Below are 21,185 nucleotides of genomic sequence, written 5' to 3'. Positions count from 1 at the left end.
GGACTGAAAATGACAGCCACAGTAACTCAGTTATTTGATCAGCAACAAAGCCTCGCAGAGGTCAGTGAAGTGTCACCTCAGGGTAAAGCCTTGAGTGTGGTTATTAATCACATTCGTTACGATGTTGTTTTACAAGCTGCCCACGTATCGTGTTGCAAAATAGGTAGCCAAGTTGTGGTGCTACACAGTGAGCAAGGTGTGATTGTAACGGCACTTTTAGCTGCCCCTGAACAATCTCCGGCAGCTCACATTAGCAACGAAGCAGGGCATATTATTATTGCCGCAGAGCAAAGCGTTAGCTTGCAAACCGCAAAGGGCAGCATCGAAGTATTTGCCGATGGCACTATCGTGCTTGAAGGCGAAGATATTACTGCAAATAGCCAACAAGACCTTACCTTGGCAGGTTGGCCGATTAGGCTTAATTAATATGTTTGCAGCGGTTTCTAAGTTAAAACAGCATCAACAGCGTGTTACCACCTTAATGGCGCACCGAGAAAAGCTCCTTGCGTCAGGGGCGTATAGTCTTGCAAGACAAAAAGTGTTAGAGCATCAAGTGCTTAATCACCTTTATGTGCTGGCATCGCTTAAGCAGCAGTCACCGTGCGACTACTTCAATGGGAACAGCTTTAATGACCTTGCTGAACTTAGCTGTGATGATTTTTGTGAGATCGCGTTAGCGAGCGACCAGCACGCCATTTTTGCCCTTTGTGCAACACGTTTAATGGCTGCACCAGAGCAAGACAACAGAGACTATTTTTTAGCGCTTAAAAAGCAGCAAGCTCTGCCTGTTTATACTTTGTTATCGCAGCAACTTAGGTATTGGACTATCCCAGAACAAAAAGCACTCAGAGCCACAGTGCTAGAGGGTAAAGAGTCATTACCGCAGCAGCTTAAAACTATTTTGTTTTCGCAGCCTTTAAATGATGCCGAGTTACAACAAGCCCTCGCTCATGCTGATTTTACTTTGGTGTATGCCGCTTTAGTCAATTGCTATTGCCAAGGCGATAACAGCCTTAGTGATAAAGTATTTAAAGTGTTTTCGAGTACTAGCGAGCCTTCACAAAAAGCGCAGTTATTACAATTAGCGGGGCTGGTTGAGGATAGTCGCTGGCATGAGCCGTGCGCTTTATTTTGTAAAGCGCACCCAGAATTTTGCCAAACCGTATTAAGCCACTTTGTGTATAAATCAGCGCTGGTATTGGTGATAGAGCTTATGGGCGTTGCGCAAACACAGCAAGCAGCTTATCAGGCTTGGCTAACGTTAACAGATAGACCACTTGCAAAAGCAGAAGCCTTAACACTGATAAGTGCGCAAAATCAGCATCATGTACAAGCCGGTATAAACTTGCATGATGCAGAGCATGTTAGGCAAGCACTGGCTTTAAGCAAAGGAGAGTGTGTTTTAAAAGGCGTGAGTTTTACAAAAGCGCAGCCAGAGCAAGGCTTAGCAGAATTGGCAGGCGAGATTGTACAGCGAGTATTTGCCCCTCAGTTTGAATTAACACTGGCCTGTGGTCTTTATCATACACAGCAAACAGCAGTTCAGTGGCAAAAGTTAATAGCAGGAGCAAAGCATGCTGCATAACTTTACTTCTTGGCAAGCAAGCGTGTTTGAAGGTTGGCAAGCAGATGGTACTGCATCTCATGTTGTTTTGGTAAAACAGAGCTTTGAGTTTGATGAAAAAGGCAATACCAGCTTAATGGAACCGTGTGTTGAAATCGTCATGGCCGACGAATATAGCGGTGATCCGACTAACGAGCCGCTGGTGGCAGTGAATGAACAAGTGGCATTTAAGCAAGGTTTCGAAGTGTATGGCAACTTTACTGCGTACCCGCCAAAGGGCAAAACTGCGCGTGTTATTGAGGTTGAGCTAGGTTTAGCTGCAAACGACACACCAATAATTAAAAAGCGGTTACGCCTTACTGGCGAACGAAAATGGCGCCGTTCACTGCTTGGCCCTGTCGCAACAGATCCTAGCCCAATTACGCCAACAGCTGTTTGCTATAGCCGTGCGTTTGGGGGCAAAGCACATCATGATCAAAGCGATTACAGCCTCGAAAACCCTATAGGTGTTGGCTTTAAACTGAAAAACAAGCACGCAGTAGGGCAGCCTTTACCTGCGATAGAGTATGCCAACGAGGTATTAAGAAAACCAAGCCATCAAGTAAGCGTTGCTGGCTTTTCGGCAATTCCGAGTCATTGGTCACCGCGTATAGAGTTAATGCCAGAGATTGACGAACAAGCGCTTATGGCTGGTAAGTACCCGTTCAAAACGTCATTGGCTAGCAACTTTTACAACACAGCCCCGGCAGATCAACAAACAAAGCAAGTGTTTACAAAAGGCTGGGCGTTTTCGTTAAGCGGATTATATCCATTACAAGAATATGGTCAGCAACAAACTGTAGAGCTTCCTGTGCTTAAACCACTAGTACAAGTGGTTAATACGTTAACGAGGCATGATATCGACATGCACTGCGATACCTTAGTGATTGATTCGGACGCACAGTGCTTTTCGCTGTTATGGCGCGGGCATATCAACAGCGACAACGTGGCAAGTAGCAGCAATATAATTGTTGCTGAGCAAGGAGGTAAAGATGCAGTTTGATACTCTTTATCATGTTAATGCCGCTGGGTGCTATACCGAAAGCTTTTATACTTCAGTGGCAAACCAAATGTTGTATTCAAAGCCAAGCAAAGCGCTGATCCGCTGCGATATTAGTTTAGATGCCCCTTATGTATTTGTAGAACTGACTGAGCTTGCTGGGTTTGATAGGCAAACTCGTTGCTTGCTAATTTTGTCTCATATTATTGAAAATATAGAGTTAAAAAAACTTTGTTGTTCATTTAGGGTCAATAAAGTTCAGTTTATATTACCGCACGCCAGTAATGGCGAGCCGCTGATTGATGATGACACATTAAGTGAATTATTGACTGACGCAATGCCTGAGCAAACACCTGCCTTTGAACAGGTAAGCGATTGGCAGCTCGAAGCGACCGACCTCGATACCCTCGTAGTTGCCGTTGATTCGTGTAATGGTTTTGAATACGTGTCTGAGCAAGCCAAACAACACACAGTACAAGTTGTAAATGGCCCTAGCGGCGTAATTAATGGCGAAGGTGGCTATGCATTGTTGGTACACAGACAAGGTTGTTTAAAAGCCACGACTTTTGATGAGTCAATGTCTACTCAGCTTAAAAGCGCAAACATACAGGTTAGTGACCCCTTTATTTTTGCAGGCATGCAGTCGTATGAATGGCAAAAACAGTGGTTTAGTTATACCCAAAAGCACTATAAAAATGATGACGAACTAATAGAGTTTGCCGAACTAAATACCGTAATAGGTTATCAAGGCGTGGCAAACCAATCTGCGGCATTTGCATTAGCTGGAAGCTATTTGCATAACCCGCTGATAGCTGACTCTGAACACGTTTTTGTGGTGTTCAATCAGCCAAATGAACAGCTATTTAAGATTTCAAGGAGTGAAAGCGAATGTCATATATAAATGCCATGGCTGGCAAAGAATCAGGCAGCGTACAATACGACATAGACGCACTCACTGCTGACGTACGAAGCGGCGGCAGTGTTACATGGCGCCATAATAACCCGACATTACTAGGTCTAACCAATAGTGCACGAAGCAACGGTGCACTCGGCAAAGCCAATGGTATTGCCATTTTTTCGGACCGCTCTGAAGGCGAATCTGCTTTTTTAGATGAAATAGCCAGACCTAAGTACCGAGAGCATACACTTGGTGAACTGGTTAATCGGTTTATTCCAGATTACATTATTCCGCCACCACAATGGGATAACGAGAAAAACCAGCCAATTCTGCCGTGGAACGAACCGCAGACTAATATGGACGTTAACAAACCAATCGATAACCCTCGTGCCTTTTTAGATTTAGTGTCGAATCATTTAGGTTGGCAAGCAGGTACAGAGCAGCAATTAGTTAAAGATACAGAATCAGAGGCACCGCAAACCGCAACAGTCTCTGGGCAAAATGTGCTTATTAATGGCCGCACCGCTGTGCATCAAGATAGCGGCGGTAAGCTAACAACAATCGATGTGTGTTTAACCACGATTGGCACCAGCGTTGTGCCTATTCCCTACGGCAATAAAGCCCAATCGAGCGATGTTACCTCTGTTGCAAGTTCAGTCAAAGTGAATGGTCAAGGAGCTGCTAATGTAAAAAGTTACTTTTCTCAAAGCTCGGGTGACTCTCCAGGTGATAAAAAAGGTATCGCTAGCGGAACGAACGACGGTAAAGCCGAATTTATTATGGGGTCATTTAACGTAATGATTGAAGGCAAGCCTGCGGCTCGCCAAGGCGACCCGATGATATCAAATAATAAAAATACCCCACCCATGCCTCTTATGCAGTCTGGCGGCCCTGCACCAAGGGGGCTAAGAGTGCAAGTTAGGGATTTAGATACACAAAGTGAAGACCCTGTAGAGGCAGCTTTTATCGTAGAAACAGACACAAATAATAATTTAATAGGCCAAGGTAAATTCACCGTTACTCAAGGCGCTTTTAATAATAATCAAATTTTCGATGAGGGAGTTTAAATGACAACACAGTATGTATACGCTCCTAGGATTGTTGATGAAGCTAAAGATTGTAGCTTGAACCTGTTTTTGCAGAGCTTTTCTGGCTCAGAGTTATGTATTCCTTTTGGTAAAGCTGCTAAAAAGCTAAATTCACAAGGCCTATCAGCAGATCAAAAGCCGACATTTTTAACAGTAACGCCACTCGTATTTAAAGATTACACGTTAGATAAAAGTAAAGCGGGGGCGCCTGAGTTTATCCCGATGGATAAGTTCAAGCCCCAACCAGAAGAAAATGCAGCATATGGTTATTACTATATATACATCAATGGTTTCTTGTGGAGAGAGATAGCGGCACTCGCCGATAAACAATTGAGTGATGTAGATTTATCCTTATATCATAGTCAGGATTTCAGGCCGCATACGAGTGTATTTAATCAAGATATTTTATTACCACGAAAAGTTATAGGACTATTTGGTTCAGGGGACAGTATTCAGGTTCCGGATATTCAAATTGCTTTTTCACGAGTGCAATGGTCTTGGGAATATATCACTGCATTAGGTGGCATGTATGAAAGTGACTCACGCCTTAGTAAAAAGCCTTTGCTGAGCAAGTGCGATGATACTCAAACAGCGAACCGTTATCGTACTAAAAGAATGCAATCATTGGATCTAAGTAGTGCTCCAAGCTGGGATGCTATTAAGAATATGGATATTTATTCTGGTAAGGTAAATGTCTTTGTTCATGATATTTTAGGCATTGCTCAAGCGCAAAAAATAACTGCGGATTATTATTTTCAAGTTTTAAAAAGTCATCAAAGTGAACTTGAATCAAACGGATTTTATAAATCAGCAATGCTAGCTCATCAACTGTATTTTGATGAAAAACTATGGCAAAAGCAGGCACTTAGTATGCCTAAAACGATGCATAAACCTTTTAATAGAGAAGATGCGCAAAGCCGTAACGCAAGGAAAGCCGCCGGCGAAGTATCCGAGCAGGAATTAGAAAAGTATTTATTAGGATCTGATACAACAACAGTAATCAATGCTGTAGAAGGATACTTAGATGCGCGAGAGAAGCTCTATGATTTATATTATTTAGATTGCCAAGCTCAACAGTTGACGTTACATGAAATCAGTCAACAAATTAATATTGACCCACCAGCAGAGTGGGAAGATTTGGTTAAAGACTTAACCAGCGCTGGCGCATTAAGTTATGGGCTGGCTGCAGAATTTATTTGTGAGCAATTAATCACACTTATCTTACCCAAAACAACTTTATCAGCTTATTTACCTGCGCTATGCGATAAAGCTAAAATGCAAGTACTAATTGACCGTTTAGATAAGCAGTTTGAAGACAATAAAGCCCTTGTGCTTGAGGTAACACAAACTAGAGATAATTGGTTTAGTAAGCAGTTATGTGTGCATCCTGACGCTTATGGCGATAACTTAGTTAACACAGATTATGATGAAGATTTAATAGCTAATACGGTTGAAGGGTTTAATCCTAAAAAGTTTGATCATGACAAAATTAAAGAAGAACTTGGGCTACCGTTTGTACCCGCTTATTTATCTAACAAAAGCGTGCTTGATGTTGTTTCAAAAGGGCTTAATGAGTGGCTAGGTTTACAAGAACGAGTGTTTTCTACTTTTGTTAAAGAGCTGACAGAAAAGGGAGTTAAGTACCATCATTTAATCGGTGGCTTTAGTAAGTCACGCAACATAGAAGAGTTTAAAAACCTGCAAATACATCCAGCAAATTCAGTGCCTGAAGGGCGTTTTGCGTTGAACATGGATATTGTCAGCCATCCACTATTAAATGACTTAAAAACTAAAAAGCAACGTAGCGCATTTAGAAATATTATTAAAGCCATTGAAGAAAAAGGACACGTTACTTCTACCAATACCAACCAAATTATAACCGTCGCAAAAGCTTTAAAGCAGCCTCTTTTTGCAAATGGTATTAATGCTAGTAATCAACGGTTATTTAAACAAACAATTGCTTTAGTGTCCCAAATGGCAAAAATGGTATTAGAGCAAAAAGCGCTTGCATCTCTGATGTCAGGAGGTCGCTCTTATGTGCTCACATTGCCTGAAAACGATATTCCCGGCAAAGTTTTATTTGAAAGTCCTGTAAGAAGTTTAGGTGAAGAATTTCACTATCGTGGCTTAGACTCAAATATGCTTAAGCGCATAACACTTTCAGCCGGGCGTTTTGTGTCGATCCCTCTACTATTTTTGACCGGTTATAGCAGTTATGTTGCCTATAGTGATTATGAAAAAGAATTTAAAAAAGGCACTCCCTATGAAATATCAAAAAATGTAGCATCATTAGGTGTAAATTTAGCGGCAATAGGGAGTGTATGGGAAGCATATGCAAAGAATCTAGATGAAAGATTTTTGACTAAATCAAGGCTTTCATTTCAAACTTTAGGCTCTATCTCAAGTTTAAATATTCTGAGAGGATTTGCAGGTGCAATGGGGGTTTTAATGGGGGGGATTCAAGCAGTTGATGCATATCAACTAATTAGCAGAAGTGATACTGATGCTGGTATTGCTATGCTTGCAGCAGCAGGCTTTAGTATAGGTTTAGGTATTCATACTATCTTCTTTGCAAGTCTTGGTCCTTGGGGGTGGGCATTATTAATAGGCTCTATTGTATTTAGTTTACTTGCTGTGTGGTTAACCGATAGCAAGCTAGAGGTTTGGGCAAAGTTTGGACCGTTCGCTAAAAATAAGCGAGGTGTGTTTGCTGGTGAAAAAGGAGCTATTTACAATACTTTTTCAGATCCAAATCAATATTTTAAATATATTCAAAGTGTCTTGTTTTCACCGAAGGTGACAGTTAATACGCCTACTTTTTTTGACAATCGCAATTATTATACGGTGCAAGTTGAATTACCAATATTTATTGTTGGTAAATCCGAACTGCTTTTAGATGTAAAATACTCTTGGCGGCACCCAATAACGTTGGATGTGTATAAAAAAGCAACTTGGGTTGAAGGTACTAAAGAGTATTTAGCTGAATTTGATGAAAATAGCCTGAGCTTAAATGCGGCCACCTATGAGTTTGAAATTGAATCACCGAACATTAGTGTGTTTGATGTTGAAATAACATCAACACTTATTTACAACGAAAGTCTAACGTTACCGGTAGATTTTGATGCGTTTGAAAAGCCAATTGAAAATGTCTCACCTGATTTAGCAATTGCATAAGGAAAGTAATGCAAAACAATGACTACTTAACTGTTGATATCATGCCTAAAAAAACGAGATTTAATCGTTTTTTTTACCCTGAGAGATTAAATGGTCTTAAGAAGAAGTTCAAAGGCTTATGCTATTTATATGATTTACCTGCAAGAAAGCAAACAGTAATTCAAAAACATCCAGAGCGATTTAAAATAGAAATGTGTGGGAATAGTCCTACTCGAGCTTTGCTTTTTGGTCCTATGGCTATTGGTGGAGTTCTGAGCTTTGTTACTTTTATCAGCATCCTATCGCTACCTATTTATGAAGAAGGTGAAAATTTTCAATGGTGGATCCCAATCTTAAGCTTTTCTTGGAACTTGTTTTTTCTTAATTTATTGCCAATAACAGAGAGTTATATCCCCAAAAAACAAATCTACTTTGATAGAAAAAAACAGTTAGTCGGCTTTACTTATGACATACCTGGATGTGAAGAGCGCGATGAACTGGGTAATTGTTGTTTTAAATGGGCCGATATTGTATGTCATCTTGATATTGTGGCAACGCGCCCAGGTGTAATGGGGTTTGTGCCTTTTATTAGTCATATTGATGAGGATAAATACCCTGAGACTAAAATAGCAGTTCAAGTGCCTGATAACTCAAATAACCCGATGAACTGTTATTTATATTGGGAACGTGTAGTTCGGTTTATGGATAGCAATCAACCATTGCCTGATGTGCCTGAGTATGAAAGTTGCCGTCATCTTGATGAGTTAACTGCTGAATTTGACAAGCACAATAAGAGACCCGATAAGTTTTGGAGTGATTTTTCGCTTGCTCAACAAGTCGAAATTTGGCGAAAATTCAATAAAGAGGCTGCGCATTTTAATTGGCTTAGAGCGACACCTAACGAAGAAATCACTAAACCTTGGTTGCATTTTAAAGGTGAGCCTGAGCGTATAGAAAAGCTGACATGGAAATACAAAGCAAAGCGCTTAGCACTACAATTATTTATAGGAATACCTTAAAAGATAGTTTGATGCATAGTATTGGGTTAAGTGTATTGATAATAAAAATATCTTAGTTGTAGTTTTTATGTACCACCTCGGCTTGTTAAAGCAAAGGAATCTAATGCAAAAACAAAATTACCTAGGTGTTGGAATAATGCCAAAGAAAACGAAGTTTAATCGTTTTTTTGAAGCGCATCGAATAATAAATGAAGGAAGCGAATTTAGAGGATTATGTTTTTTCCGACATTGGCTAAATCAAGATAGGCGCATTTATGCAAATAATAAAGAGCAATATAAAATAGCGCCTTGTGGCAATAACCCTATAAAAGCCATATTATTTGGACCAATGGCTATTGGTGCTGTACTGAGTTTACTATTACTAATTGCCTGTGTTGTCGCAACGTATTCTGAAGAGCCATTCCCTTGGTGGCTTGTAATTCTGACCTTTTCTTGGAACTTATTCTTCTTAAATTTACTACCAATAACGGCTAGATATATACCTGATAAGATGATGTACCTTGACAGGCAAAACCAAACGGTCGGGTTTACTTTTGATATACCAGGTTGCGAAGGGCGTGATGAATTAGGTAACTGTTGTTTTAAATGGGAAGAGATTGTTTGCAGGCTAACCTCGAAAATGGGCGCGCCGGGTGTAATGAATTACTTTCCAGAAATTAGCCATATAGACCAAGATAAGTACCCTAAAACAACAGTAACTGGTTCAGTTGTCGAACTTTCAGCCAATCCTGTGCATTGTTATTTATTATGGGAGTGTTATGTGCGCTTTATGGATTTAAGTAAGCCATTGCCCGATGTGCCGGTATATGAACAACACCGCCATTTAGACCCCATTACAGCTGAATTTGATAAGAGGAATAATCGGCCTGATGAGTTTTGGTCCTCATTTTCGTTTTCACAGCAATTAGAAATTGAAGAGGAAATTCTGAATCAAGCGTTTCCTTTTGATTGGCTTAAAGGTAGAAAGCAGGAGGAAATAACTAAACCTTGGCTACATTGGAAAGCCGAGCCTGAGCGCATAGAGCAATTAACGTGGAAATATAAACTTAAACACCTTTCACTTCAGCTATTTATCGGCTTTCCGTGAAAAGGCTTAAGTTGCATTGTCAATGATACGTTAACAATTTTGCAGAAACAGCACTCTTAAAATTACTTTCGACGAGGCAAGCAAAAAAGCAATAGTGTCTAAAGAGAATGATTACACGACGTTTGCCGATCCAACACTTTATATGCGCTTTATTACCTCTGTATTGTTTAGCCCTAAACTCACCATCAAAAAAGTTGCTTGGGGTATGGATAAATATGCAATTGAAGTAGGGCTACCACTTTTTAATGATAGCAACAGCGAAGTGTATTTAGATGTATCGATTAAGCGCTTTGCAAGAAGCAGTCAATCACTCTCGGTAGACACAACCTCTATCAATGTGCCAAAAAATGGTAACCCAATCCGTTCACAAACAAGGTGGGGAGTAAAAGATATTGCGGTATTACAGCCTTTGGAGTATGGGCGAAATAATAAAGGGCAAATTATTAAAGCGGTAGCATTGGGTATGTTTGACAGCAATGTTGTGTGGCATATAAAAGCCAAAGCCCGTGTTGAGGTTGAAGGTATATCGTACCCACAAAAACTCATTGTCTATAAAAAAGTGGACGACCAAAAAGCCTCCCCAGAAAAGGCTACTGATTGGCACACAGAAATTCTAAAATTATAAGGATAGCTATGTCTATTTCGTATCGATTCGCAAAAATGAATGCAAGAGCAATCGAAGCGTCACAAAACTTTAAGCAGTATATCGCTCCTAAGAAGTTTGAATATAGTTCACTTAAAGGTTTAATGTTTGTGCGAACATTCTTAGAGAAAGAAGATAATAAAGAGGTATCTCCAAAAAGCTTAGATAATCAAGCGCGTTATTTAGGCTTTCAAAAGGGGAATGATGCGATGCTTGCATTAACTTTAGGGCCAATTTTATTGGGGGCAACAGGTAGTTTTGCGGCGGTTTGCATTATTTTAATATGTCTTTACACTCAATTCACGCCTTCACCAGAACCATTACCTGTTTGGTTTATCGTATTTGTAATTTGCTGGAATCTGTTCTTTTTAAATTTCAGCCCCATATTAGCACGTTACATTTTACCTCGGCGTGAGGTGTATTTTGATCGCTTAAATCAAACGGTGAGTTTTACCTGGTCGGTTGATAATGCGCAAAAGAATGAGCATGGTCATGCGACATTTCGGTTTTCAGAGATAGAAGCGTTTTACGCTAAAGCCAACCATTCACAAGGACATGGTGTTACTCATGCGATGTATGTGGCTCATAAAGATTATCAAAACCACGCAGGTGCATTCAGTGAAATTCGCGTTAAAGACAATCCACAAAACCCAAACTACTGTCGTTACACATGGGAGCGCGTGGTGCGTTTTATGGATTTAAGCAAACCATTAGTGGACTCACCCGAAATTGAGCCGTTTCGTCATTTAGACCCACTAACACGCGATTTTGATAAACAGAATAACCGCCCAGAAAAGTTTTGGCGTTTAATGAGTTACAAACAGATGCAGCAGATAGAAGAAAAGCTTGATAACGATATTTATCGCTTTAACTTTGATGGTGCAATAACCAACCCTAAACGCTGGGCAAACGAAGAAATCACCAAACCATGGGAAAAATGGCCAATTGACGAAAGCTTAAATCAACCCGATACAATGCCTTATTGGAAGCGATTAACAAAAACATTATTAAGACAAATAGCAGTGGGTGTTTGAGGTTTAAAAGGTTTAAAATGGAATGGTTAAAAACAAGGAATGTAGATAGCAATGACAATGAGTAGTGATGATAAAAGCTCAGTAAAATCAAGCAAGCTGGATGACTTAATTGATAATCTTATTAGTGATGAGGAGGTTAAGCGCTATATTGCTGAACAAAACGACGGTTTAACTCATGAAGAAAGAGAAAAAATTAAAAGAGAAAATCGTATTAATGCAATTAACCAGTGGTGCGCCGAAAACCCTGGCAGAGACCCAGCTAGAGCAAAAGATAAAACCATTAAACAGCTGGCCTTAGATGAAAAAGCTGAGGTGCGATTAGAAGAATTTAGAAGAGATAACCCCGAAAAAGCTGCAGAAAATAGAAGAAGAGCCGAGAACAGAAGTAAATACCGTAAGGATAGACAAACCTATAACGAGCAACTGCCAAGAGACTATTTACATAAAGACAGTTATGAAACGCGATTAAAAAAAGCAGAAGCACTCAATGGCTGCAGCTTTAAAACTCGTACCTTTAAAAGTAAGCGTTTTACGGATCAATATGCGGCAGAGCTTGAATCCCCTAATCGTGGCTCAACACTTGAGGGACATTGGGTAGAGAATGATGGTAAGCAGTTGGCTATTTCATGGTTTGGAGGGTGGTCTAACTTATTTACAGCACTTGGCTTTTTCTTTGAAACACTCGCTTTTATGGTTTTCTTATTTCATGTATATGCGTTAATTGCGAATGGGTTTGAATATTTTTGGATTATGGCCTCAATCTATGTGACGCTCTTTGGTTTGGGTTATTTTACTTTAAAACACCGCGCCATATTAGCGCACCGAGATAATTTTTACTTTAATCGCCATACTGGCCTTGTAAAAACTCCGCATACCTTATTTAGAAAACCGTTTTATTTACCTTACGAAGACATTGTTTGCTATGGCGCAAATCAGCGTAATGTCGGCTCAGCCCGTGGTGGCTCACGCGTATTTGTATCACTCATGGTGCCGTTAAAATACCCTAAACATTATCGCTTCACTAAGCCCACTTTTTATGTAGGTGGTTCAAATCGTGAGTGGGATTCACTGGCATACGCCACAGCTATGACCTTTATGGATACATCCATCCCGCTTGGTACTCACTTATATCAATCGATAGAGCATTACTTCAAAATTGATAAAGATATAACTGAAAAACATGGATTCCCAGAAGAGCTAAAACCTTATTTAGATCCAGTAGATTGCCAAGTAAATAGAGAAGCCGTGTGGTAGCGAAGCTAGTTTGGTTTGCATTTACGCAAAGGAGTGGCGCCGAACTGTAAATAAATAGTTAGTAATACAGTTCGGTAATAAGGAAGTTGAATATGCTTGAGGAATACGCAGAAACCGCTTATCGCGGAAAACAAGCTGCAAAATTTAGAAATGAAATCGCAACAGGTGAACGTGATTCAATGTATTGTCGCTATCAAAGTAAACAAGCGCTATTTCCCAGGGGTAATGTATCTGGGCATTGTTATGATAGTTATCAAAGCGCTGCGTTTAAGTACAATTTATCTGGTAAAGCAGAGCACTATAGAAATGTCCTTGGTTGCACGCCAAACATTCTAAGCCTATCAACAATTGGTAGGAAAGTGTCTGATATATTATTACTGATTTGGGTTTGTATTCACTTAACTATTCTCTTATGTCTTTTTTTTATTCCAGTATTTTTATATCTTTTAGGTAATGAAAAACAAGGCACTCTTGCACTTTGCTATATATTTTTAATGTGGGCATTCTCTAAATTTTTTAATTTAACGATATGGAAGTTAATAAGGAAAAAGGTCAAAGCTTCAAGAGTTAACTTTGAGCGTACGAAAGGTCTCGTTTGGATGGATAATAATAGTGGAAGCCATTCTTTGAAATTTCCTTTTGAAGAGTTTAACGCTCACTATAAAGTCCAAAACAACCCTCAAAGCGGCTTTCCATATAGGGGGTTTACACTATTACATTTCAAAAAAGACGTTTTTTATGCTTGGACAGGTGCTAATTTAATTAGCTCTGCATTTTTACATTGGGAGCTATTGCAAAATTTTATGGATGTTACTCAGCCTTTGGCCGATATCCCGCAATTTGAATATTATCGAGAGTTTGATAAAACAACCGCAGAGTTTGATAAAGCGAACGGTCGTCCAAAATACTTTTGGTATCGTGTTGATAAATCTTTTTTAAAAAAGATTAGCCAAGCAAAAAACGAGCAATTAAAAGAGTTTAATGATGACGAGCAACTAGATAATTTACTGATGGGTAAACCAATCAAAAAGCTCAATCCACCTGAAATCTTTAAGTTTCCTTGGAAATACGCAGAAAATATAAAACCAGAAAGTGAGATTAAATTTGGCAAAACAGTGTGGCAAAAATTCACCTCATTTTTAATGATTGATTTGTAAAAACTGACTGTTAGGGCAACATTGAAAGATAAGGATATCAATGTCTATTTCGTATAGATTCGCAAAAATGAATGCAAGAACAATCGAAGCGTCACAGAACTTTAAACAGTATATCGTACCTAAGAAGTTTGAATATAGTTCGCTTAAAGGATTGATGTTTGTAAGAACATTCTTAGAGAAAGAAGATAGTAAAGAGGTAGCCCCAGACAGTTTGTATAATCAAGCTCGTTTTTTAGGTTTTCAAAAAGGGAATGACTGGTCGCTAGGGTTAATATTGGGGCCGATATTAATGGGGGCAGTACTAACTACTTTCATGATTATAGCCTTGATTGCATGGTTCTATGAATTGATATACAAACCGAACATTGCGTCTTTCCCTGTATTTTTTGTATGCCTTTCTCTGGGTTTTAATATTTTCTTCCTCAACTTCAGTCCCATATTAGCACGTTACATTTTACCTCGGCGTGAGGTGTATTTTGACCGCATAAATCAAACGGTGAGTTTTACCTGGTCGGTTGATAATGCGCAAAAGAATGAGCATGGTCATGCGACCTTTCCGTTCTCAGAGATAGAAGCGTTTTACGCTAAAGCCAACCATTCACAAGGACATGGTGTGACTCATGCGATGTATGTGGCTCATAAAGATTACGGCAACCATGCAGGTGCGTTTAGTGAAATTCGCGTTAAGGACAATCCGCAGAACCCAAACTACTGTCGTTACACATGGGAGCGCGTGGTGCGTTTTATGGATTTAAGCAAACCATTAGTGGACTCACCCGAAATTGAGCCGTTTCGTCATTTAGACCCACTAACACGCGATTTTGATAAACAGAATAACCGCCCAGAAAAGTTTTGGCGTTTAATGAGTTACAAACAGATGAAGCAGATAGAAGAAAAGCTTGATAACGATATTTATCGCTTTAACTTTGATGGCGCAATAACCAACCCTAAACGCTGGGCAAACGAAGAAATCACCAAACCATGGGAAAAATGGCCAATTGACGAAAGCTTAAATCAGCCTGATACAACGCCTTATTGGAAGCGATTAACAAAAACCTTATTAAGACAAATAGCAGTGGGTGTTTGAGGTTTAAGAAGTTTAAAGTGGAATGGTTAAAAACAAGGAATGTAGAGAGCAATGGCAATGAGTAGTGATGATAAAAGCTCAGTAAAATCAAGCAATCTGGATGATTTAATAGATAGCCTTATTAGTGATGAGGATCTTAAACGCTATATTGCTGAACAAAACGACGGTTTAACTCATGAAGAAAGAGAAAAAATTAAAAGAGAAAATCGTATTAATGCAATTAACCAGTGGTGCGCCGAAAACCCAGGCCGAGACCCTGCTAGAGCAAAAGATAAAACCATTAAACAGTTGGCCTTAGATGAAAAAGCGGTGGTGCGAATAGAGAAGTTCGCAAGAGACAATCCAGAGAAAGCGGCAGAAATAGATATAAGAGCTGAAAATAAAGTTAAATACCGTAAGAATAGTCAAACCTATAACGAACAACTACCAAGAGACTATTTACATAAAGACAGTTATGAAACGCGATTAAAAAAAGCAGAAGCACTCAATGGTTGCCGCTTTAAAACTCGTACCTTTAAAAGTAAGCGTTTTACTGATGAATATTCAGCAGAGCTTGAATCCCCAGATAGTGGCTCAACACTTGAGGGGCATTGGGTAGAGAATGATGGTAAGCAGTTGGCTATTTCATGGTTTGGAGGGTGGTCAAATTTATTTACTGCTCTAAGTTTCCTGCTAATGGTCGCTGCGGTTATGTTTTTTTTCGTTGATTTGGTTGTTATTGGTTTTGTGTGGGGCGACTATCGATGGGTGCCATTTGCTATATATGCACCTATGTTTATTGTCGGTTTTTATATGCTGAAACATCGCGCTATATTAGCGCACCGAGATAATTTTTACTTTAATCGCCATACTGGCCTTGTAAAAACCCCGCATACCTTGTTTAGAAAACCGTTTTACTTACCGTACGAAGACATTGTTTGCTATGGCGCAAATCAGCGTAATGTCGGTTCAGCCCGTGGTGGCTCACGTGTATTTGTGTCACTCATGGTGCCGTTAAAATACCCTAAACATTATCGCTTCACTAAGCCTACTTTTTATGTAGGCGGTTCAAATCGTGAATGGGATTCACTGGCATACGCCACAGCCATGACCTTTATGGATACATCTATCCCGCTTGGTACTCACTTATATCAATCGATAGAGCATTACTTCAAAGTTGATAAAGACATAACAGAAAAACATGGATTCCCAGAGGAGCTAAAACCTTATTTAGATCCTGTAGATTGCCAAGTAAATAGAGAGGCCGTGTGGTAGTGAGCTTTGTTAGGTTAGCATTTGTCGCTATTATTCTTTTTACTTCAACTGAGGTATTCGCAAGCATGTTTGGTTTGTTCAATAAAAGTGTTTTTTTGTTATCTGCTCAAGTTCAAGGGGTTTTACTAGATAATGGTAAGCCGGTGGCAAAGCAAAAAGTAACCCGTTCGCTTACTTATGGTAAAGAATATATTGATAAGACGATAACAGATGAGAATGGCCGCTTTCGCTTTGATGAAAAGCTAATAAGAACAGCTAAATCTGCAAATATGTTTGATAATGACTCGCTTATTCAACATATCTACCTTGAAAATGGCACTCCCGAAGGTATTGTGCTTTGGTATACAAGTATTTCAATTCATGAAAATAGTAATACCCTTAAAGGGTTGCTTGGCGATCTTGTTTGCGAGCTCTCAAAAAGCCCACAAACAGTTGATATTCAGATAGAAGAGGCGCCTGAGCATACGTTTGCTATTTACGGTATGTGTGAGCTGAGCAAAGCTAAACTTTAATCTCTTTCTAACAGCACAGCGCCGCTGTGCTCTTCACCTAAATAATCATCTTTGTTGTAGATAGGGCATTTGGCCATTGATAAACAGCCGCAGCCAATGCAACCGTTAACGCGCTCGCGCAAACGCTGCATGTATTGAATTCGTTCATCTAATTGCGTTTGCCAGACTTTAGAAAGAGCTGCCCAATCTTGTTTAGTGGGTGTGCGTTGCTCTGGTAGGGTGCTTAACGTTTGTTTAATGTCTTCAAGAGTTATGCCCATGGTTTGCGCAGCTTTTATTACGGCAATTCGGCGTAATACATCGGGTTTATAGCGGCGCTGGTTACCGTTATTACGCCAGCTGCGAATAAGCCCTTTAGACTCATAAAAATGCAAAGTTGAAACTTTTACGCCACTGCGTTTTGCCACAAAGCCAACCGCTAGGTTTGCATCAATAAGTTTCTTATCTGACATAATTTGCTCCAAGGTGTTGACCTAAAGTTAGCTTGAGGTTTTACGCTGCGCACATCATAAAAAAGGAGTGATAGTCATGCAACAAAAACCAATAACAAATACGGTAATTATTTATTCAAGTGCGCGAAAAAAGGGTAATACGAGTTTGCAAGTTAATGATTATAAAGCCCAATATGGCGGCGATGTAGTATGTCTAGATGACTATGTTATCTCGCCTTATTGCTACGATAAGCAATATAAAAATGATGACTTTTATGCGGTATTTGAAGCGCTGTTGAATTATCAACACTGGGTGCTGGCATCGCCGGTGTATTGGTATAACACCACACCGCAGTTTAAAGCATTTTTAGACCGGATCACTGATTACATGGATGATGAAACACTCAGGCCAAAACTGAGAACATTGCGTGAAAAGCAGTTTTCATTGCTCTCAAATGCAGGATCTACTCACGCACCTAACGCGTTTATCGAGATGTTTAAAAACACCTTTAATTACTTAGGCATGACCTTTAAAGGGCACCAACATATTGATGCTAGTTAAACGGGTTTAAACAAGGTAGGCTAGAGTAAAGAATCAACAGGAACTTATATGAAATCAACACTGTTAGGTTTATCTTTAGCCTTATTATCTTCGTTTAGTCATGCAGAACAAGCTGAGCCTGCTATTAAAGGTTTTGGTTTTTATTATGATGTGCCAAACCATGCACAAATCTCTGATCAAACGGTTTTCAAAGTGGCGTTTGATGTAGCTGATGCGGCAGAAAAAGGGGCGCAGAATAACAAAATGAACTCATTAGCACGGTTCATTAATATGCATATAGCCCATGGTGTGAAGCCTGAGAACATTCAACTTGCTTTAGTTGTGCATGGTGGCGCAAGTGTTGATGTACTGGAAAACAGTTTTTATAAACAGCGCTTTGATAGTGACAATAAAAATCAGCAATTGATCTCACAATTGTTGGCACATAATACCGTTGTGTATGTGTGCGGGCAGTCTGCAACGCACATGAAGGTAAAACAGCAGCAGCTTATTCCTGGTGTGCAAATGGCGTTATCGGCAATGACCGCGCATGCACAGTTGCAGCAGCAAGGTTACACATTGAATCCATTCTAATGAATATCTTATGTTTTGGTGATTCAAATACTTATGGTATTTCACCCGTCGATGGTAAGCGCTTTGCAGCCGATGAGCGCTGGCCTAGTTTACTTGGGATTAAATTAGGTGCCGGCTACCAAGTTATTGAAGCCGGCCAGCCTAATCGTACACTGGTGAATGACCCGCCTTTCAGTGGCGATAAACTGGGCATTAAATACTTAGAGCCCTACTTAGCGGCTTATCATTTAGATGTGATTGTTATTCAGCTCGGCACGAATGATTTAAAGCGCCGTTTTGCACTGTCGGTTGCTGATATTGCCAAAGCCCTCGAAATATTCATTTTAGATATAAAAAACTACTATCTGCACCGCGAATTACCCAAAATAATGATACTAAGCCCGCCGGCGGTGTATGAGGTTGGCGCGTATCAATCTATATATGCAGGTGCAGAGTTAAAAGCAAAACAGTTAGTGGAAGAGTTTAAAAATGTTGCTGACAGCAACGACTGTAGTTTTGTTAACTGCTTTGAATTAATAACGCCATGCCCTTCAGAAGGCGTTCATTGGCCAAGCTCACAGCATAAGACACTTGTAGATCATCTGATATGCATTCTCTAAAGTAAAACTTTGCAGTGTTCTTTAAATGATTTACCAATTTTTATCTTGTCACTAGTATCTAACTCTACATGTTCGTTTGTAACAGCTACGACTCTGCTGTTATTCACTATGTATGATTTATGGACTTGAGTGAATGAGCCTATTAGCTGCTCTAAGATCTGCTTTAGTGTCGTTGTTGCGAGGATCGTGTGGTCATCTTGGTGTACTTTTACATAATTACCATATGCTTCAATGTATTTAATTGTATCTAAGCTAAGCTTGCGTTTTTCGCGATCTATTTTTAGAGTGATTGATTTGCTTTCCGGAGTTTGGGAAATCCGCTCACGCACTTTATTTATTGCTTGCTGTAAACGTTGTGCTGATACAGGTTTGAGTAAATAATCAGTAACATTTAGCTCATAGCCTGTGAGTGCATATTCTTCATAAGCACTCACAATAATAATTTGAGGCGGGTTAGCGAGTGCTTGAATGAGTTCTAACCCTGACAATTCTGGCATGTTTATATCTAAAAATACGACATCAATAGTTGATTTTGCTAATTGGTACAAAGCATCTTTAGCGCTGAAATGCTGAGAAACTACTTTGATATCTGAATGAGACCCTAAATGATGAAGAATTACTTGATGAGCAAGTGGTTCATCATCAACAACAATTGCTTTAATCATTTGATAATTCCAAAGAGAGGGCGGTTTGCCAAAGTCCATTGTGATTGCGCACCACTAAAGCATGTCTTTCTCGATAAAGTAGCTCTAAGCGCCGCTTTAAATTGTTTAGCCCCATACCTGAATCAGCGTTATCACTTTTGTGAGGAATGCTATTTTCGCAAAATAAAGTTAAAACGTTATCATTTAATGTTAGTTTTATCGTTACTTCAGCGTTTTCTTTTGCGTGTTCAACACCGTACTTTATGGTGTTTTCAATTAAAATGATTAGAAGCAGTGGTGCTATCGAAAGAGAGTGACTAGTTTCAGGCCATACTAGGTTAAATCTACAATTATTTGCATGTCTTATCTTGTGCAGTTCAAGAAAGTTTTTAATGTAATTTAGCTCTTTTTCGAGTGGAACGAATGGTTTTTGCCCTTCATATACAGTGTATCTCAGTAAGTCAGCCAACTGTAATACCAATTCAGGTGTTTTTTCTGATTTTGTTAATGCAAGTGCATATAAGTTATTTAATGTATTAAATAAAAAGTGCGGATTAATTTGCTGCTGCAATAACTTTAGTTCAGTTCTTATTTGCTGTTTGGCAACTTCTTCTAATTTATGGTGGTGCTGTTGGCGTTCAAACGCCAAGATAATGGGAGTAGAGATACTTAAAAATAGAAACATAAACTGATAATTGTACTTATTGATAATATCTTGGTTGCCTCCAGGAGTTAGATTGGCAACATATGAGGGTAAGTCATTAACGGGCAATGTGAGCACAATAGCGACAAGAAATGGTGTGAAAATAACCATGCTAATTAAGCATGCAGATACAAAAATGAGCACTCCATATCTGGCTAATAGTTGACGTATTAAAATGTAACGATTAAATAAAAAAATGCAGTGAACGATAACTGCGTAGACCAAAAGCTGAGAAAAATACCAAATGAATTGATAAAAGTTTGTAAGTAGTTTTTGAGTATCAAATATTAATGCGAATGGTTGATTTAGCAGAGGGGCTTCATGGCTATTAAGTATGCCAGCCATGACAAATGCCCAGCCAAAACATATAACAAAAACAACTTTATTTAATGTAAACAATGAGCTAATCCAACTGGTTAATTTAGAGTTTTGGTTTTTCTTAAAACGTTGGGATGAAAGCCAAAGTAAACTTGCTAGACTGCAAAGTAACCAACATTGCTCTTGTAAGTAGTGCCATTTATCATAAGTTGGCAAGCTGTTGCTTAACAGATAAGTGAGTATTGGATAACCAATAAACCCAGACAACCACCACAATGAAGCCTGCTTTAAAGAATGCTGAGATGCCATCCAGTGAGCGACTAAGAAAGGGATACACTCAAATATCAGCTGTAAATTTACTGTTAGATAAGTACTTGGTGAATCAATTCTCAGCGAAAGATAACGAATATGGCTTTCAAGTAGTATCGCAGCGATTAATGGTAGTAGAGTAACCATGCTTTTTATGTTTTTAGGTGATGATAAATAGCTAATAGTTGCCAGCAAAATCTACTCCGTTCATTTTTATTTTTGCTACGTTACACTGTTGTTTTTTATGATATTTATAT

The 21,185-nt window shown here is 39.3% G+C and carries 21 protein-coding genes; 18 read left to right on the top strand and 3 right to left on the bottom strand.

What is annotated here, in order from left to right; translation table 11 throughout:
* Window positions 1-9 precede the first annotated feature (9 nt).
* The 15 genes from L1D51_RS06825 to L1D51_RS06755 all read left to right on the top strand — a co-directional run bounded on the left by L1D51_RS06825 (window position 10) and on the right by L1D51_RS06755 (window position 16,789).
* Entirely contained in the window at window positions 10-426 is a 417-nt protein-coding gene (locus tag L1D51_RS06825; protein ID WP_239963282.1) for a hypothetical protein, read from the top strand.
* On the top strand, window positions 353-1,585 hold the full coding sequence (locus tag L1D51_RS06820) for a hypothetical protein (RefSeq protein ID WP_239963281.1): 1,233 nt from the start codon (window positions 353-355) through the stop codon (window positions 1,583-1,585). The genes L1D51_RS06825 and L1D51_RS06820 overlap by 74 nt, the downstream gene beginning before the upstream one ends.
* Entirely contained in the window at window positions 1,575-2,606 is a 1,032-nt protein-coding gene (locus L1D51_RS06815; RefSeq protein WP_239963280.1) for a DUF2169 family type VI secretion system accessory protein, read from the top strand. Before L1D51_RS06820 ends, L1D51_RS06815 begins: the two co-directional genes overlap by 11 nt.
* A complete protein-coding gene (locus L1D51_RS06810) occupies window positions 2,596-3,504 on the top strand; it encodes a hypothetical protein (RefSeq protein WP_239963279.1) in 909 nt (302 codons plus the stop codon). The genes L1D51_RS06815 and L1D51_RS06810 overlap by 11 nt, the downstream gene beginning before the upstream one ends.
* The gene (locus L1D51_RS06805; RefSeq protein WP_239963278.1) at window positions 3,492-4,568 is read left to right on the top strand and encodes a DUF4150 domain-containing protein; all 1,077 of its coding nucleotides are present in this window, start codon (window positions 3,492-3,494) and stop codon (window positions 4,566-4,568) included. The genes L1D51_RS06810 and L1D51_RS06805 overlap by 13 nt, the downstream gene beginning before the upstream one ends.
* Window positions 4,569-7,763 (top strand): hypothetical protein, encoded by a 3,195-nt coding sequence (locus L1D51_RS06800; RefSeq protein ID WP_239963277.1) that lies wholly within the window; start codon window positions 4,569-4,571, stop codon window positions 7,761-7,763.
* An 8-nt stretch (window positions 7,764-7,771) separates the two neighbouring features.
* On the top strand, window positions 7,772-8,761 hold the full coding sequence (locus L1D51_RS06795; protein ID WP_054554053.1) for a hypothetical protein: 990 nt from the start codon (window positions 7,772-7,774) through the stop codon (window positions 8,759-8,761).
* A 103-nt stretch (window positions 8,762-8,864) separates the two neighbouring features.
* The gene (locus L1D51_RS06790; protein ID WP_239963276.1) at window positions 8,865-9,848 is read left to right on the top strand and encodes a hypothetical protein; all 984 of its coding nucleotides are present in this window, start codon (window positions 8,865-8,867) and stop codon (window positions 9,846-9,848) included.
* A gap of 94 nt (window positions 9,849-9,942) precedes the next feature.
* Window positions 9,943-10,473, top strand: a complete 531-nt coding sequence (locus L1D51_RS06785; RefSeq protein WP_239963275.1) for a hypothetical protein — start codon at window positions 9,943-9,945, stop codon at window positions 10,471-10,473.
* 8 nt (window positions 10,474-10,481) lie between these two features.
* Entirely contained in the window at window positions 10,482-11,525 is a 1,044-nt protein-coding gene (locus L1D51_RS06780) for a DUF4395 domain-containing protein (protein WP_239963274.1), read from the top strand.
* Window positions 11,526-11,576: 51 nt separating this feature from the next.
* Complete coding sequence (locus L1D51_RS06775) at window positions 11,577-12,779, top strand: hypothetical protein (RefSeq protein ID WP_239963273.1); 1,203 nt, start codon at window positions 11,577-11,579, stop codon at window positions 12,777-12,779.
* 92 nt (window positions 12,780-12,871) lie between these two features.
* Window positions 12,872-13,936 (top strand): hypothetical protein, encoded by a 1,065-nt coding sequence (locus tag L1D51_RS06770; RefSeq protein ID WP_239963272.1) that lies wholly within the window; start codon window positions 12,872-12,874, stop codon window positions 13,934-13,936.
* Between the two features lie 40 nt (window positions 13,937-13,976).
* The gene (locus tag L1D51_RS06765; protein WP_239963271.1) at window positions 13,977-15,023 is read left to right on the top strand and encodes a hypothetical protein; all 1,047 of its coding nucleotides are present in this window, start codon (window positions 13,977-13,979) and stop codon (window positions 15,021-15,023) included.
* Window positions 15,024-15,074: 51 nt separating this feature from the next.
* Window positions 15,075-16,277, top strand: a complete 1,203-nt coding sequence (locus tag L1D51_RS06760; protein ID WP_239963270.1) for a dolichyl-diphosphooligosaccharide--protein glycosyltransferase subunit 2 — start codon at window positions 15,075-15,077, stop codon at window positions 16,275-16,277.
* Between the two features lie 95 nt (window positions 16,278-16,372).
* Complete coding sequence (locus tag L1D51_RS06755; RefSeq protein ID WP_239963269.1) at window positions 16,373-16,789, top strand: Ig-like domain-containing protein; 417 nt, start codon at window positions 16,373-16,375, stop codon at window positions 16,787-16,789.
* Here L1D51_RS06755 and soxR read toward each other — a convergent pair.
* On the bottom strand, window positions 16,786-17,241 hold the full coding sequence (soxR, locus tag L1D51_RS06750) for a redox-sensitive transcriptional activator SoxR (protein ID WP_054562542.1): 456 nt from the start codon (window positions 17,239-17,241) through the stop codon (window positions 16,786-16,788). The two genes, L1D51_RS06755 and soxR, sit on opposite strands and share 4 nt — an antisense overlap.
* A 76-nt stretch (window positions 17,242-17,317) precedes the next feature.
* Between soxR and L1D51_RS06745 the strand changes: the two genes are divergently transcribed.
* The 3 genes from L1D51_RS06745 to L1D51_RS06735 are packed head-to-tail and all read left to right on the top strand — an operon-like array spanning window position 17,318 to window position 18,954.
* Window positions 17,318-17,782: a flavodoxin family protein gene (locus L1D51_RS06745; RefSeq protein ID WP_239963268.1), complete on the top strand. Its 465-nt coding sequence runs from the start codon at window positions 17,318-17,320 to the stop codon at window positions 17,780-17,782.
* 48 nt (window positions 17,783-17,830) lie between these two features.
* Window positions 17,831-18,355 (top strand): DsrE family protein, encoded by a 525-nt coding sequence (locus tag L1D51_RS06740; protein ID WP_239963267.1) that lies wholly within the window; start codon window positions 17,831-17,833, stop codon window positions 18,353-18,355.
* Window positions 18,355-18,954, top strand: a complete 600-nt coding sequence (locus L1D51_RS06735; RefSeq protein WP_239963266.1) for an SGNH/GDSL hydrolase family protein — start codon at window positions 18,355-18,357, stop codon at window positions 18,952-18,954. Before L1D51_RS06740 ends, L1D51_RS06735 begins: the two co-directional genes overlap by 1 nt.
* On the opposite strand, the gene L1D51_RS06730 is transcribed toward L1D51_RS06735, so the two are convergent.
* Entirely contained in the window at window positions 18,951-19,619 is a 669-nt protein-coding gene (locus L1D51_RS06730; RefSeq protein WP_239963265.1) for a LytR/AlgR family response regulator transcription factor, read from the bottom strand. The genes L1D51_RS06735 and L1D51_RS06730 overlap by 4 nt on opposite strands.
* A complete protein-coding gene (locus tag L1D51_RS06725; RefSeq protein WP_239963264.1) occupies window positions 19,612-20,928 on the bottom strand; it encodes a sensor histidine kinase in 1,317 nt (438 codons plus the stop codon). The genes L1D51_RS06730 and L1D51_RS06725 overlap by 8 nt, the downstream gene beginning before the upstream one ends.
* Window positions 20,929-21,185 lie beyond the last annotated feature (257 nt).

Source organism: Pseudoalteromonas shioyasakiensis, assembly GCF_022398475.1.
In the GTDB taxonomy this organism is placed as follows: Bacteria; Pseudomonadota; Gammaproteobacteria; order Enterobacterales; family Alteromonadaceae; genus Pseudoalteromonas.
This window is presented reverse-complemented; position numbering and strand designations above follow the sequence as displayed.

Excerpts from the sequence above, each read along its gene's own strand:
- L1D51_RS06825 (WP_239963282.1), top strand. The coding sequence starts at position 10 with ATGACAGCCACAGTAACTCAGTTATTTGATCAGCAACAAAGCCTCGCA.
- L1D51_RS06815 (WP_239963280.1), top strand. The coding sequence starts at position 1,575 with ATGCTGCATAACTTTACTTCTTGGCAAGCAAGCGTGTTTGAAGGTTGG.
- L1D51_RS06810 (WP_239963279.1), top strand. The coding sequence starts at position 2,596 with ATGCAGTTTGATACTCTTTATCATGTTAATGCCGCTGGGTGCTATACC.
- L1D51_RS06805 (WP_239963278.1), top strand. The coding sequence starts at position 3,492 with ATGTCATATATAAATGCCATGGCTGGCAAAGAATCAGGCAGCGTACAA.
- L1D51_RS06800 (WP_239963277.1), top strand. The coding sequence starts at position 4,569 with ATGACAACACAGTATGTATACGCTCCTAGGATTGTTGATGAAGCTAAA.
- L1D51_RS06795 (WP_054554053.1), top strand. The coding sequence starts at position 7,772 with ATGCAAAACAATGACTACTTAACTGTTGATATCATGCCTAAAAAAACG.
- L1D51_RS06790 (WP_239963276.1), top strand. The coding sequence starts at position 8,865 with ATGCAAAAACAAAATTACCTAGGTGTTGGAATAATGCCAAAGAAAACG.
- L1D51_RS06780 (WP_239963274.1), top strand. The coding sequence starts at position 10,482 with ATGTCTATTTCGTATCGATTCGCAAAAATGAATGCAAGAGCAATCGAA.
- L1D51_RS06775 (WP_239963273.1), top strand. The coding sequence starts at position 11,577 with ATGACAATGAGTAGTGATGATAAAAGCTCAGTAAAATCAAGCAAGCTG.
- L1D51_RS06770 (WP_239963272.1), top strand. The coding sequence starts at position 12,872 with ATGCTTGAGGAATACGCAGAAACCGCTTATCGCGGAAAACAAGCTGCA.
- L1D51_RS06765 (WP_239963271.1), top strand. The coding sequence starts at position 13,977 with ATGTCTATTTCGTATAGATTCGCAAAAATGAATGCAAGAACAATCGAA.
- L1D51_RS06760 (WP_239963270.1), top strand. The coding sequence starts at position 15,075 with ATGGCAATGAGTAGTGATGATAAAAGCTCAGTAAAATCAAGCAATCTG.
- soxR (WP_054562542.1), bottom strand. The coding sequence starts at position 17,241 with ATGTCAGATAAGAAACTTATTGATGCAAACCTAGCGGTTGGCTTTGTG.
- L1D51_RS06745 (WP_239963268.1), top strand. The coding sequence starts at position 17,318 with ATGCAACAAAAACCAATAACAAATACGGTAATTATTTATTCAAGTGCG.
- L1D51_RS06740 (WP_239963267.1), top strand. The coding sequence starts at position 17,831 with ATGAAATCAACACTGTTAGGTTTATCTTTAGCCTTATTATCTTCGTTT.
- L1D51_RS06735 (WP_239963266.1), top strand. The coding sequence starts at position 18,355 with ATGAATATCTTATGTTTTGGTGATTCAAATACTTATGGTATTTCACCC.
- L1D51_RS06730 (WP_239963265.1), bottom strand. The coding sequence starts at position 19,619 with ATGATTAAAGCAATTGTTGTTGATGATGAACCACTTGCTCATCAAGTA.
- L1D51_RS06725 (WP_239963264.1), bottom strand. The coding sequence starts at position 20,928 with ATGGCATCTCAGCATTCTTTAAAGCAGGCTTCATTGTGGTGGTTGTCT.